This is a genomic window from Paenibacillus sp. FSL E2-0177 (assembly GCF_037992975.1).
Classification (GTDB): Bacteria; Bacillota; Bacilli; order Paenibacillales; family Paenibacillaceae; genus Paenibacillus_AQ; species Paenibacillus_AQ odorifer.
In genome coordinates this window covers 2250685-2264877 of record NZ_CP150307.1, presented here as the reverse complement: position 1 = coordinate 2264877, position 14193 = coordinate 2250685, and the positions used below count along the sequence as shown (strand labels likewise).

At 47.4% G+C, this 14193-nt stretch carries 12 protein-coding genes; 2 read left to right on the top strand and 10 right to left on the bottom strand.

Annotation, left to right across the window (positions count from 1 at the left end):
- Positions 1 to 8: 8 nt before the first annotated feature.
- Positions 9 to 1121, bottom strand: a complete 1113-nt coding sequence (gene citZ, locus MHI25_RS09995; protein ID WP_036678915.1) for a citrate synthase — start codon at positions 1119 to 1121, stop codon at positions 9 to 11.
- 397 nt (positions 1122 to 1518) lie between these two features.
- On the opposite strand from citZ, the gene ytvI reads away from it, so the two are divergent.
- Positions 1519 to 2634 (top strand): sporulation integral membrane protein YtvI, encoded by a 1116-nt coding sequence (gene ytvI, locus MHI25_RS09990; RefSeq protein WP_076124908.1) that lies wholly within the window; start codon positions 1519 to 1521, stop codon positions 2632 to 2634.
- An 89-nt stretch (positions 2635 to 2723) separates the two neighbouring features.
- On the opposite strand, the gene MHI25_RS09985 is transcribed toward ytvI, so the two are convergent.
- From MHI25_RS09985 to MHI25_RS09975, 3 genes are read right to left on the bottom strand one after another with little or no spacing between them, the layout of a single operon-like run.
- Entirely contained in the window at positions 2724 to 3122 is a 399-nt protein-coding gene (locus tag MHI25_RS09985) for an FxsA family protein (protein WP_076124906.1), read from the bottom strand.
- Positions 3119 to 3646: a thioesterase family protein gene (locus MHI25_RS09980; RefSeq protein ID WP_038569667.1), complete on the bottom strand. Its 528-nt coding sequence runs from the start codon at positions 3644 to 3646 to the stop codon at positions 3119 to 3121. The genes MHI25_RS09985 and MHI25_RS09980 overlap by 4 nt, the downstream gene beginning before the upstream one ends.
- A 38-nt stretch (positions 3647 to 3684) precedes the next feature.
- A complete protein-coding gene (locus tag MHI25_RS09975) occupies positions 3685 to 4869 on the bottom strand; it encodes an MFS transporter (RefSeq protein ID WP_036678905.1) in 1185 nt (394 codons plus the stop codon).
- A gap of 127 nt (positions 4870 to 4996) precedes the next feature.
- Between MHI25_RS09975 and MHI25_RS09970 the strand changes: the two genes are divergently transcribed.
- The gene (locus tag MHI25_RS09970; RefSeq protein WP_076281018.1) at positions 4997 to 5698 is read left to right on the top strand and encodes a G1 family glutamic endopeptidase; all 702 of its coding nucleotides are present in this window, start codon (positions 4997 to 4999) and stop codon (positions 5696 to 5698) included.
- A gap of 186 nt (positions 5699 to 5884) precedes the next feature.
- Here the strand turns inward: MHI25_RS09970 and pyk are convergent, their stop codons facing one another.
- From pyk to MHI25_RS09940, 6 genes are all read right to left on the bottom strand, one after another.
- Positions 5885 to 7303: a pyruvate kinase gene (pyk, locus tag MHI25_RS09965; protein ID WP_038569666.1), complete on the bottom strand. Its 1419-nt coding sequence runs from the start codon at positions 7301 to 7303 to the stop codon at positions 5885 to 5887.
- Positions 7304 to 7633: 330 nt separating this feature from the next.
- Entirely contained in the window at positions 7634 to 8635 is a 1002-nt protein-coding gene (locus MHI25_RS09960) for an acetyl-CoA carboxylase carboxyltransferase subunit alpha (protein ID WP_036678900.1), read from the bottom strand.
- 1 nt (position 8636) lies between these two features.
- Entirely contained in the window at positions 8637 to 9530 is an 894-nt protein-coding gene (accD, locus tag MHI25_RS09955) for an acetyl-CoA carboxylase, carboxyltransferase subunit beta (protein ID WP_076124903.1), read from the bottom strand.
- 72 nt (positions 9531 to 9602) lie between these two features.
- On the bottom strand, positions 9603 to 9791 hold the full coding sequence (locus MHI25_RS09950) for a hypothetical protein (RefSeq protein WP_036678895.1): 189 nt from the start codon (positions 9789 to 9791) through the stop codon (positions 9603 to 9605).
- A gap of 146 nt (positions 9792 to 9937) precedes the next feature.
- The gene (locus tag MHI25_RS09945) at positions 9938 to 10438 is read right to left on the bottom strand and encodes a phosphatidylglycerophosphatase A (RefSeq protein ID WP_036678892.1); all 501 of its coding nucleotides are present in this window, start codon (positions 10436 to 10438) and stop codon (positions 9938 to 9940) included.
- Positions 10439 to 10512: 74 nt separating this feature from the next.
- Entirely contained in the window at positions 10513 to 14154 is a 3642-nt protein-coding gene (locus MHI25_RS09940) for a DNA polymerase III subunit alpha (protein ID WP_076304382.1), read from the bottom strand.
- Between the last annotated feature and the right edge of the window lie 39 nt (positions 14155 to 14193).

Genomic DNA, 14193 nt, shown 5'->3' with positions numbered 1-14193 from the left:
CTGCCCTTCTATCTTTCGTCTACTGGAACGTATTTCTGTTCAATCATACCTGTGTATTCTGCACGTGGCCGGATAATACGGTTATCTGTATATTGCTCCAGAATATGTGCAGTCCAGCCTGAAGTCCGGCTAATTGCAAAGATAGGAGTGAACAGCTCACGTTCAATACCCAGCTGTGTATAAACTGATGCCGAATAGAAATCAACATTCGGTTTAAGTCCCTTTTGTCCGGTAATCAATTCCTCGATATTTACGGACATATCATACAGCGTAGTATCATTTTTCATTGTGCCAAGTTCAAGTGACATTTTCATCAGGTGTTTAGCACGTGGATCACCATTTTTGTATACTCTATGGCCGAAGCCCATGATCTTCTCGCGGTTATCCAGCTTCTTACGAATATAAGGTTCAACCGCTTCCAAACTTCCGATCTCTTCAAGCATCTTCATAACGGCTTCATTCGCCCCACCGTGAAGTGGACCCTTTAGTGCGCCGATAGCGGAGGTCACGCCGGAATAAATATCGGACAAGGTTGCAACCGTAACTCTGCCTGCAAAAGTTGAAGCATTCAGCTCATGGTCCGCATGAAGCACAAGTGCGGTATCAAGCGCTTTAACAGATACACTGTCAGGCTCTTTTCCCCATAACATATACAGGAAGTTCTCGGCAATCGAGACGCCTTCTTTAGGAGCCACAGGTTCCAGACCTTTGCGAATACGCGATAGGGCCGCCACAACCGTCGGGAGCTGTGCCTGTAGTTTTACTGCTTTAATCTCGTTAGCTTCTCTACTCATATCGTCAGCCGCTTCATCATAGAGAGCAAGGCTTGATACAGCAGTCCGCAATGCTGCCATGGTGTTGGTGTCTTTTGGATAGAGCTTCATTTGCTCGATGACTGGCTCAGGAATCCGTGCGAAAGCACTGAAATCCCGTTTGAGCGCTTCCAGCTCTGGTGTTGTTGGTAGACTGCCAAACCACAATAAATAAGCGGTTTCTTCGAAGGTAGCATTTTCTGCGAGATCATCAATATCATAACCACGGTAAGTGAGTACCCCATCCACAATAGAGCTAATGGATGAAGTTGTTGCAACGATACCTTCCAAGCCTTTGGTAGCTGTCATAGCATATCTCTCCTTTGCCAACAAGGTATAAAAAGCATTCTCGGTTTCATATAAACATTTCCAATTTAAAGCATTGAAAAATCTAAGGAGTGCAGTTCAAGGACATATCCGGCGAGGATGTTGTCTGACTTTCGTAATCGAATCTTTATTCATCATACTGGATTTTGTCGGTTATGTGAACAATGTGGAAGCTTTGCAGCGCATCAAATGATTTTATCACAGAGATAGAAAAAAACTTCTAAACCCTTGATTCACAGTTGAGATTTTAGTTTATAGCATCCGGTTCAGCCCAATATTTATCCCGTTTCCTAGTCTTTAAATAGGTTCTATGAATATATATGAAGACGAGCTTTTATTCCCCTGCATCCGCAGGAATGAAGGAGGTGTAGATCTTCGTATGGACCGATTAGCATTAAAAAGACTGCTGCGCGGCCTGTGGGTCGTTCTGGCTACCTCTATCCTCCTGCTGGCAATCTATTTATTGCTTCCGCTGTTATACCCCCTCCTGCTCGCTTGGTTGCTCGCTTATATCATGCATCCACTAGTGTTGATTCTTAAAGGCCTTAAGCTCCCAGCGTGGCTGGCGGTATCGCTCTCGCTGCTATTTTACATAGGCGGAACCGCACTAGTACTGACCGCGATGATTACAAGGCTAGTGAAAGAATTGATCGTGCTGCTGCAGACCTTTAATCTTCATACGGACCAATGGAGAGAGCTTCTGCTGTCCTTGAGCCAGAATGCAAGCATACAGAATATCATTAACCAGATAAATCAGTTCTACCGCGACAATCCTGACTATCACGCCACCATTGACAGCAATATCAGCAGAACAACGGAAACCGTTGGTTACGCAGTTACGCAAGTGGTGACCGGATTTTTTAATGTGATCTTAAAGCTGATCTCCGCTCTACCCAGTATGGGTACAATTCTTATCGTGGTCGTTCTCGCTGCCTTTTTTATTAGTACTAGCTGGGAAAGACATAATGCCAAACTCACAGGCTGGCTGCCAGCCCCATTCTTAAAGCCGGTATCGGGTATCTGGCGGGATCTGCGAAAAGCTCTCTTCGGCTATCTCCGGGCTCAGCTAATCCTGATCTCCATTACAGCGGTCATTGTCGTGATCGGGTTGCTGCTCTTGGGTGTAAAATCTGCTTTCGCTATTGGCTTAATGATTGGTTTTGTGGATCTGTTGCCTTATTTAGGGGTTGGAATCGTAATGATTCCGTGGGCGTTATACTCTTACATGACAGACAATCTGGCACTGGGGATCGGACTTACTATCCTATATGCCGTTATCCTTGTAACCCGCCAAGTGCTTGAGCCGAAAGTGCTCGCCAGCAGCATTGGGCTTGATCCCCTTGCTATGCTGGTCGGTATGTTTGCAGGTTTGCAGCTGTTCGGTATGCTTGGGCTGATCATCGGTCCCGTTATTCTAGTTATTCTTGTAGCCTTTAACCGAGCAGGTGTATTTCACGCATTACACAGCTATATTGTCAGCGGAAGACTAAGATAATAAACAATACCCTACAATACTTGGAATAGCAAAACAGAGCGGGCTCCTATCAATGACAGGTGCCCGCTCTGTTTTTGTTTTGATTATGACTAGCGGCGGTAAAAGGTGAAGGTGCCGTTTTTCATCTTTTTCTCAATCCACTTCAGCAAAAATATACGATACAAAGGCCGAGTCAACGGAAACACCAAGGAGAAACCTACAATATCCGTTATGAAGCCAGGTAAGATCAGCAGTAAGCCACCGAAAAAAATGCATAGGCCATCCAGCATCGTCCGGCCAGGAACGCGTCCCTCCTGCATATGTGTTCTGCTGTCTTGCAGCACTTTATTCCCTTCGAAACGCATCATCAATAGTCCGATAACCGAGGTCGTCAACATAAGCAGCAGCGTTTTGAATGCTCCAAGTTGATCTGCTACAAAGATAAAGCCGAATAATTCCACGGCAGGAATGATAAATAATGCAGCCCACAACCATTTGCTTCTAATCATACAGAACCCCTTTCTTCCCGCAGCGCTCCTTTAATCGCGTGAAACAGCTCCGGTAGGGCTCTATCCAGCCTGGCAGGCTTCCATTCTCGATTCACCCAAACATGATTTGTCGAGCCGGTAACCAGCAGTTCCCCAGGGAGGTCCATCGACCGCAATTGTCCCAAAGTAGCCGCTGAACCCTCTAAATTCCTACCTTCTGCTTCCGAGAGCCTCCGCACCTGATACTCAAATGCGACTCTTAACGCTGAAAAGGTAGTCATTCGCGCATACACGGAGATAAGATCATCATATCGCGCCGGACTTTTAAATTGCAAATCGGCTGAGGTAACAGGCAGCAGCACTCCCTGATTCTCAAGCTCACGATAAGTAAAGCCAAGCTGACGTAACAACTCCGTACGGCCAGACTCAAACCAGTTCAAATAATTCGCATGATACACTACGCCCATCTGATCACTTTCCTGGTATCGAACACGCAGGGTAGACTCATACCATCGGCTTCGCAAGCCGTCTTGCTGTAATTCCATTTATAAATACTCCTTTCGGCATAGGCAGCAGGGAGAGCTTAGGCCCGGGCCCCGTCTGAAGATAGCTTTGTCGTCGATAGTTTGCTTCGGGAGCTTCTGGCGACATAAAATAACAGCATCGCTCCTGCAATTGAACTCAACATACAAGACAGGTTCATCACTTCTACGCCGCCTTGATTGAGCAAGAATCCATTTAATAAATTGCCAACAACACCGGCAAAACCCGAGAACACCATATTAAAAACACTTTGCCCAGTCGCCTGCATCTCGTTAGAGGTGATCTGAGATACATATTCAACGGCAGCAATATAAAAGAACCCGAATGATAGACCATGCAGTACCTGCACTCCAATCATTACGGATGGATAAGGGAAAGCCACCTGAATACCCCACCGCAAGACATAAATAAGTGCGCCAAGGAGCAGCGTCCGCTCGCGCCCCAGCTTTTTGATTACCTTGGAAGCAAACAGCATGGAGGGCACGTTCGTTACAGATGCGAGGAAAAGCGCAATTCCTGCATAACGAGTTGAACCTCCAACCGACTGAAACGCAATGACGAAGTAGGTTCCAAAAGCAGTCATCGTCTGGTTCACAAGAAAACTGCCACCCAAAAACGCTAGGAACACCCGATTCCCCAGCAGCTTTTTAACCCCCTGAGAAAACGATTGCCGCATCATATGATTCTCTTCTGCCTGCTTCGGCAGCGTCAATGCAATAAGAACAGCAATCAGATTAAACATAAGAAAGGGCAGCCATATCGTGGATACAGAGAAGGACGATACATACAATCCGCCTAAATAGGCGCCCACAGCCGCTCCAATGCTCATCATAAGCCTTATACTGCCATAAGTAGCCCCAGCCCTCTTCGCCGCTGAAATCGCGTAAGAATCGGCTATAGGCGCCTGTGTCGAGGAAAAGATTGTGGAGAGGGTATACACCAGCAGTAACACTATAAAATATTCCGAACGGTAAAAGACGGCTAATAAAGCCGGTATCGCCACACTTAGGATTAGTACCAAACGCGTCTGATTATACCGATCCGAGACAATTCCCCATATTGGCTGAATCGTGATCGCAATTAGCGTGCCTGTTGCCATTAGTATACCTATCTGCCCGCTATCAAGTCCATTGTGGACAAGCAGCAGCGTTAGATATGAGCCAAATGAACCGCCGGCCAATCCTAAAAACAGATAAAAGCCACGCAGCTTCGATAATTTTTCCATTTTAAGCTACAAATCCTCTCCAGCTTCTTAATCAAGCATTGCACTCTCTTATATTTTAGCAGAACACCCGTACTTCCTATGTAATCACCGCATTTAATATAGCAGTACTATAAAGGCGGTGGACAAGTTGAATGATAAGCAAAATTCTAATCGGGTCAATCATCCATGTCTAAAAGACAAATCTAATGCGAACAAATTTCAAAGCTCCGGCTTCGGCTGGTCTTCAACAAACTGGAGCGGATATACGATCACTGGAAAAAAGGGGGCTTTTAACCGCATTGCCGGTGAATGGATCGTTCCATATGTAAAACCAACCTCTAAACCTTCCTATTCCTCTGCTTGGATTGGTATTGACGGTTTCAAGAACAGCAGCCTGATCCAAACGGGTACAGGCCATGAATTCGTAAATGGCCGTGCCCGGTATTACGCTTGGTGGGAAATCCTACCTGATGTCGAAACGGTAATTCCCCTTCCAGTGAGCCCTGGAGACCATATAAAAGCGAACATCACGAAGGTAGGCCGCAACAAATGGACGATTACGCTCCGCAATTTGAGCCGAAATTGGATTTTTCGAACATTACAGCGATATACCGGACCACAAACCTCTGGCGAATGGATTATGGAGGCTCCCGAGGTAGACGGCTCAATTGCAAAGCTGGCGCGTGTCTCCCCTACTTGCTTCTATTTCTGTCGAATTAATGGCAAAAGTCCAAGGCTCACTCTCAATATGGGAGGAATCATGGTGCAAAATAACGCTACTATCGCCGTTCCTTCTTGTCCAAACCATCGTGGGGATTCTTTTACTGTCAAACGAACATACCCCAAATAAAAATACTCGAACCTATCATTCAAGATTTGTTACTAACAGCATAAATGGATTTAACATAATCTTCAATCGAATATGTTGATAAACACGAAAAAAAGGGCTGCCTCGCTTGTAGATTTTCACTACAGTTGAGACAACCCTTTAATTAAGCTTTATGGAACCTGCTAAACAGGTGAAGCCAATCGAGAACTACTCGATTGTGCTTACTTTTACCAAGTTAGTGGAACCAGAACGTCCAAGTGGAATTCCTGCAGTAATCACAACTAGGTCACCAGTTTGAACCAGACCGGAATCCTTACCACCTTTGATTGCTGTTTCCAGCAGCTCATCTGTGGAAGATGCAACTTGTCCGAACACTGGCGTTACGCCCCAAACGAGGGACAATTGACGCATAGTTCTTTCTTGTGTTGTAACGGCAATGATTGGTGCTTTAGGACGGTATTTAGAAACAACGCGTGCAGTATGACCTGTTACAGTCGAAGAAATGATAGCCTTAGCGTTCAGATCCAAAGCAGAAATTGCAACGGATTGGCTGATTGCTTCTGTAACTGTAGTTTCTTGTGCAGTTTGTTGTTTCATGAAGATTTCATGGTGGTTCAGAGCGGATTCCGCTTTCTCAGCAATGCGGGACATTGTAAGTACGGATTCTACTGGATATTTACCAGCAGCAGTTTCTCCGGAAAGCATGATTGCATCTGTACCATCTAAAATAGCGTTTGCTACGTCACTTGCTTCAGCGCGAGTAGGACGTGGGTTGCGTTGCATGGAATCCAACATTTGTGTAGCTGTGATTACTGGTTTACCAGCAACGTTACATTTTTGAATCATCAATTTTTGAGCCAAAGGTACATCTTCAGCTGGGATTTCAACACCAAGGTCACCACGAGCAACCATCAGGCCGTCAGAAGCTTCTAAAATTTCATCAAGGTTGTCAACACCTTGTTGGTTTTCGATTTTGGAAATGATTTGGATGTGAGAAGCGTTGTTTTTCTCAAGCAGCTCACGAATTTCCTGAACGTCGCTAGCTTTGCGAACGAAGGAAGCGGCGATAAAATCGATGTCCTGTTCGATACCAAAAAGAATATCGTTGGTGTCTTTTTCCGTAATACCCGGCAAGGAGATGTTTACTCCTGGTACGTTAACGCCTTTCTTGCTCTTAATCGTACCACCGTTTACAATACGGGTCTTGATTTCTGTACCTTGAATGTCGACAACTGTCAAACCAATCAGACCGTCATCAATAAGGATTGTGGATCCTACTTGAACATCGTTAGGAAGTTCGCTGTACGTGATGGAAATACGATCTTGATTACCAAGGATCTCTTCCGTAGTCAGTGTCAGGTACTCGTCCTGAACAAGTTCAATCGGTTCTACTTCCAGCTTGCCTGTGCGAATCTCCGGTCCTTTAGTATCGAGCAGGATAGCAACTGTTTTGTTCAGTTCCTTAGATGCTTGACGGATCGTATTGATCCGAGCACCGTGCTCTTCGAAATCGCCGTGGGAGAAATTCAGACGGGCCACATTCATACCAGCCAAAATCAATTTTTTGATATTCTCCAACGATTCACTCGCAGGTCCGATCGTACATACAATTTTACTTTTCCGCATTAGGTTTTCCTCCGTTTTTTCGTTCTCTCTGTCTCACTTTTTCCAACTACAAAATCTACTACAAGGCTAACTAATAAAATAGGAACTTTGTCACATGTGCCTTTAAGTACGCCCTTATGAATATTACTGCAAACCAGACACAAAATCAATGTTGTAGGCACTTTTGGGTGTAACTTTAAGTCGAATTTTCTGTAAACATAAAAAAAATTAAAATAATCCCGTTAGTGGATCGAGATTATTTTAATTCCAATAAATTGTATATTTTACACTATATCCAAAAGACCCACTAAGTATAGCTATATGTCTTAAAGTGCAAATGATTTTGCACTTTTACACTTCTGACTTCACTTCTTCTTCAATAAAAATTTGTTCCTGCTGAGCCTCTGCAAACTCACCAATTTTACGGAATTTACGGTATCGATCATCCTTCAATTCCACTGAGTTCATCTGGGTTAGCTCCTGCAGATGCCGCCATAATGCATCCTTAATCGCCGCTGCTGTTGCTTCGTAATCCCGATGAGCGCCGCCTTTAGGCTCTGGTACGATCTCTTCTATAACTTCCATCTCAAGCAGATCAGCAGCCGTTATCTTCATGGCTTCTGCCGCTTGATCAGCCTTCGAAGCATCCTTCCACAGAATAGAGGCCGCTCCGTTAGGAGATATCGCCGAATAAATGGCATGTTCCAGCATGAGCACTCTATTCCCAACCGCCAATGCCAGGGCGCCACCGCTTCCGCCTTCACCGATGACCACACAGATTACAGGAACACCAAACTGAGACATCTCGCGTAAATTACGGGCAATCGCTTCGGATTGACCTCTTTCCTCGGCTGTGTTGCCTGGGTATGCACCTTTCGTATCCACGAAGGTAATAATGGGACGTTTGAACTTGTCCGCTTGCTGCATCAGACGCAGCGCTTTACGGAAGCCCTCAGGGTGTGCACTGCCGAAGAATCGTAAAATATTCTCTTTGGTGTCTTTACCGCGCTGCTGGCCAATAACTGTAACCGGCAACCCATTTAGTTTACCGATGCCACCTACAATAGCAAGATCATCCCCAAACATCCGATCACCGTGGAGTTCAATAAAATCAGTGAAGATCTGCCCCATAAGATCAAGGGAAGTCGGACGTCCTTGATGTCTAGCCAAATGCATTTTTTGCGAAGGAGAAATATTAGAATATATCTCTTCCTCCAGCACACGGTATCGTTCTTCCAGCCTAGCTACCTCGTCCGTAAAATCAATACCCTTCTCTTCGCCAAACTGCTTCAGTTCAGCAATCTTCTTGCGCATTTCTACCAGAGGCATTTCAAAAGGCAACTCTCCTGCCAACCTAAAATCCCCCTTTCACGTCATGCAGCTCCAAAATTTTAGTCAATGTAGCGCGCATTTCTTTGCGGTGCACGACCATATCAAGCAACCCATGCTGAAGATTAAATTCAGCGGTCTGGAAATCATCCGGAAGCTTCTGGCGAATGGTCTGCTCAATGACTATACGTCCTGCGAAACCAAATACCGCTCCAGGCTCTGCAATAATTATATCACCAAGGCTGGCAAAACTCGCAGATACTCCACCGGTAGTAGGATCCGTAATTATCGAGATGTAAAGACCTCCAACCTCGTTAAAACGAGCCAGCGCAGCGCTGGTCTTCGCCATTTGCATTAGACTAAGAATACTCTCCTGCATTCTCGCTCCACCTGAAGTAGAGAAAATAAGGAGTGGAAGCTGTTGCTCTGTGGCCTCTTCTATCGCACGGGTGATCTTCTCCCCTACTACAGAGCCCATGCTGCCTGAGAAAAATTCAAAATTCATCACAGCTACGATGACTGGATGGCCACCAATGGAACCCTGACCCGTAATTACGGCTTCAGTTTGTCCAGATTTCAGCTGCTGTTGCTCCACTTTGGAAGCGTAACCCGGAAATTTCAGCGGGTCGATAGAATACATTTCACTGTCAAACTCAATAAAGCCCTCAGGGTCTAATGTCATTGCAATGCGCTCCACAGCATTTAGGCGCAAGTGGTGACCACAATTAGGACATACCTTTAGGTTCTTCTCTAATTCCTTACTATACTGGATCGTTCCGCATTTATTACATTTGCTCATTAATCCTTCAGGGATTTCACGTTTGGGGCGTTCGCCTTCCGCAGGCCCGCCGCTCCGCTCCAGACGTTCTGAAGGAATAGTCGCGTACTTCCGTTTCTTCTGAAATAAATCTTTGAACACACCCGCACCTCTTCAGCCGTTTATTTGCGTTATGCAGCTTGCCGCTGTCATGACTTTTGTCTTGTAAGAAACTCAGGGATGCAGAATAAGATTAAGGACTTCCTGTACTTCCTCCAGCTCACCTGAAGGAACCAATATCTCAAACTGCTGCTTGGACATATTGATTGGACGGCATTCTACCAAAAAACCTTCTTCTGTCAGCTTACTCTTAATCATATCCGCCACTCTGGCGGTCGGCGCGATATATATTACCGTCCACATGCCCTGCAAGGCCTCCCCAATCTTAATTCCCAGCCGTATCCCGTATAATGGAATTATGATAACACAGTTTTCTTTTTTCCCGCAACAGGAGTAGGGCATAGGAAGCAAGACTGAGGAACTTGTTCAAACGAAATAAAGGGGCTCAATTATTCCTTGTCCGTGCCTAAAGGATATACTTTTGCCCCTTCATGCCGATGAGCAATTCTGGCGGAAGCGGCGGCAGCAATGCCGGCAACAAGGTCATCCAAGAATACATGAATCCTACCTTTATCATCGTTCAGTTCACCAATGATTCCAAGCTTTATTTTGTCCAAATACCCAAAACCTGTCAGTCCGATCATCCCATATACCCCTGTAATACCAAGTGCCAGAGTCTCGTCCGCTCCGTAGAGGGATTCATCAGCCTCCATTACCGCCTGCAGCGGCTGTGGAAGCAGTTTTTTCTCGGCTAATTCATCAAGAGCAACACCTGTCATTAAAGTATACTGCACTTCTCTTTTGCCCAAAACAGACTTGACGCTGGACAGACATTCATCCTTGGTTAAACCAGGATAATAAACCGATTGTAAAATATATACGATTTCAGCAATGGAGGAAAGTGATACACCTCTGCGTTCCAACAGATCTACTGCCATTTGATAGGACATGCTGCGACTCCCCTTTCCGTACAGGGATGTGCCCTGTGGTTTCCTAATGTATGCGGAAAAGGGGAGAATTGTTCTTATTTTATTCTTACCGTACCTGCACCCAGCATAACCTCGATCGCCGCGAAAAGTTCCTCGGACGGCTTAATTCGATAATTATCGCTAAGAGCTAGGAGCTTCTGATCCTGTTCATAGAACAGAAGCGTCGCAGCTGGACCGGGATGATTCTGCAGCAGCTCTTTCAGGCGCGACAGCAACGCTGCATTCTCTGAGGCCGGCGTGATCTTGATAAAGACACGCTGGCCTGAGGTCGCCGCTGTTGCTGGCGCGGCCTGTGCAGGTGTTGCAGGCGGCGTTGTGCCGCCTGCTGGCCTGGCAGCCGGACCAGTGGCGGCACCGCTGGTCCGGGAAGCAGGAGCTGCGCCGCGTGGCGGCGCTCCTGCCGAGGCCGAGCGTCCCGCGCTGTACGAGCGGGACGCGGCGGCACTGCGGCGCTGCAACAGCCCGCGGAGAGCCTCCGCAGACAGCAGCGCCACTTCCTCGGCCAGCAGCTTGAAGCCTTCGTCTTCCTGCTGAACCTTAGCGCGCAAGGCCAGCAGCGCGCCCTTGGCAATCAAGCTGCGGCTTCGCTTCCACACCTCAGGGAAGAGTACGACCTCGCAGCGCTCGATCTGATCTTCCCATTCGACGAAGGCCATCGATTTTCCTTGCTTCGTCGTAATTTCCTTAACGGATACTACCATTCCGGCCGTAACCGTCTGGCTCTCATCCGCGGCTTCACCAAGATCCATCAGCCGCTGCATGCCGGGCTCCTCAAGCAGTTCCGCGCTATCATCAAGCGGATGGCCCGAAAGATATAACCCCAGCAGCTCACGTTCCATCTCCAGCTGCTGGCCAATGGTGAACTTAGGGATATCCGGATAGCGGATTTCCCAGTTCGGTGTCTCCACCAAATCGTCGAACAGCTGGATTTGCAGTTCATCCCGCTCCTTGCGCCATTTCAGCGCAGCGTCAACCGTCTCGTCCAGCATAGCCAGCAGCTGGGCGCGATGACCCGGCAGACAGTCAAAAGCTCCCGCCTGCAGCAAAGATTCCACTACCCGCTTATTGCAGACCCGCAGGTCCACACGTCGACAGAAATCTAGCAGACTGTCGAACGGCCGCTCCTTGCGGACCGCCATAATGTTCTCCACTGCCAGCGTGCCGACGTTCTTAATGGCTGCGAGTCCAAAGCGGATATGCCCGGTTCCGGTTCCTTCGCCTGGAACCGGAGTAAACAATACGCCGCTCTCGTTCACATCCGGCGGCAACACGCCGATGCCTGTGCGGCGGCAGTCCAGCACATACTCCGCTACCTTGCGGTGAGTGCCCATTACAGCGGTCAACATAGACGCCATAAACTGCACCGGATAATGTGCCTTGAGATAGGCTGTCTGGAAAGCCAGTACTCCATAAGCCGCGGCATGAGCACGCGGGAAGCCGTAATCAGCAAAGCGCACGATCATGTCATAAACAGCATTTGCATCCGTTTCATTATACCCCTGCTGTAAGCTGCCTTGAACAAAATGGCTCCGTTCCTTATCCAGCGTCTCACGTTTTTTCTTTGAGACCGCTCGACGGAGCAGATCCGCTTCTCCTAACGAGAAGCCCGCCATCAGAGAAGCAATCTGCATGATCTGTTCCTGATACACAATGATCCCATAGGTGTCCGCTAAAATAGCCTTCAAATCAGAATGTGGATACTCTACTTCAATCTCACCGTGTTTGCCTGCTATATATTTCGGGATAAATTCCATCGGACCGGGACGATACAGCGCTAGAACCGATACAATATCTTCAAAGCCGTTAGGCTTCAGATCTTTAAGTACTCGTCTAACGCCCGCCGACTCCAGCTGGAAGACCCCTGTTGTCTCACCAGCCCCAAGCATTTCATACGTAGCTGGATCATGATCTGGGATAACACGGAAATCCGGAACACTTCCGCTCATTTCTTTAATCGAATTCATGCAGCGTTCGATAATCGACAACGTGCGCAAACCCAGAAAATCCATTTTCAACAGCCCGACGCTCTCCAAATGCTCCATAGAGTATTGGGTTAACGCCGTACTTTCGTTACCTTCCTGAAGTGGGACTGCATCGGTCAACGGACCCTTCGAGATAACAACCCCCGCTGCATGTGTCGAAGCATGGCGGGGCATGCCCTCCACCTTCATAGCCATATCCAGCAGCCCTTTTATCTTTGGATTGCTATCATACAGTGCTTTAAGATCTGGTGTACTCTCCAGCGCTCTGGCAAGGCTGATCCCTAGTTGACCAGGTATAAGCTTGGCAGCTTTGTCTACCTCGTTATAAGGCAAGTTCAGCACCCTGCCTACATCACGAACGGCAGCCCGTGCAGCCATAGTTCCGAAAGTAATAATTTGTGCCACATGTTCTTTGCCGTATTTCTCCACTACATAACCAATAACCTCATCACGCCGTTCATCACTAAAATCGATATCAATATCCGGCATGGTGATCCGTTCTGGATTTAGAAAACGTTCAAAGAGCAAGTTATATTTCAATGGGTCCACGTCAGTTATTCGCAAAGAGTATGCGGTGAGACTACCCGCGGAGGATCCCCGTCCGGGTCCCGTAGCAATTCCCTGACGATGACAATAAGCAATAAAATCCCACACAATTAGAAAATAATCGCTGAAGCCCATACTCTCGATAACGCCCAGTTCATAGGTCAGACGCTTCTCAGCCGTCTCTCTTTGCTCAGGTGTAGTCCATTGCGGTGTATCTATATATCGTTCCTCCATCCCCTTCCAGCACAGCTCACGCAAATAAGCAGCGGAATCCATGCCTTCAGGGAGCGGAGAATAGGCAGGCAGAATATGATTGCCGAAGGTAAGCTCCAAATTACATTTTTCTGCGATCAATAAGGTATTGGCGATAGCCTGCGGCACATGCGGAAACAATGCCGCCATTTGCTCGCTGCTTTTTAGAAACAGCTGATCTGTTCCGATCTTGAGACGTTCCTCATCATCCACCGTTTTGCCTGTTCCGATGCAGATCAGCACATCCTGAACCTCAGCATCTTCCTTCGCTAAATAATGGACATCATTCGTCACCACAAGTGGAATTTCACAGTCCTCGGCAAGGGCGATCAGCTTGGGATTGACTCTCTTTTGCTCGGAGATCCCGTGGTCTTGCAGCTCCAGATAGAAATCTTCGCCAAAAATCGCCTTATATCGCAGCGCAGCCTTGCGCGCCTCCTCATCACGTCCATGCAGCAGATGCTGCGGCACTTCTCCGCCCAGACAAGCACTTAGGCAGATAATCCCCTCTGAATGAGCTGCCAGCACTTCCATATCAATTCGTGGTTTATAATGATGGCCTTCCAGATGGCCGATAGAGATCAGCTTCATCAGGTTCTTGTAGCCGGTTTCATTCTTGACGAGCAGAATCAAGTGGTAGATCGGTTGATCTTTTCGACTGCCCCGCTCACGGCGTGAACCCGCGGTTAAATAAGCTTCACAGCCAATAATCGGCTTGATTCCATTCTCTTTACACGCTTTATAAAAGGGGATGGCCCCGTACATCACTCCATGATCCGTAAGCGCCAGCGACTTCATGCCGTATTCGCCGGCCCGGCGCACGAGATCGGTAATGCGCGCCGCCCCGTCCAGTAAACTGTATTCGCTGTGCACATGCAAATGCACGAAAGGGCTCATAACCCCACTTCCTCTCTACTGCAAAAATCAAACATAAGA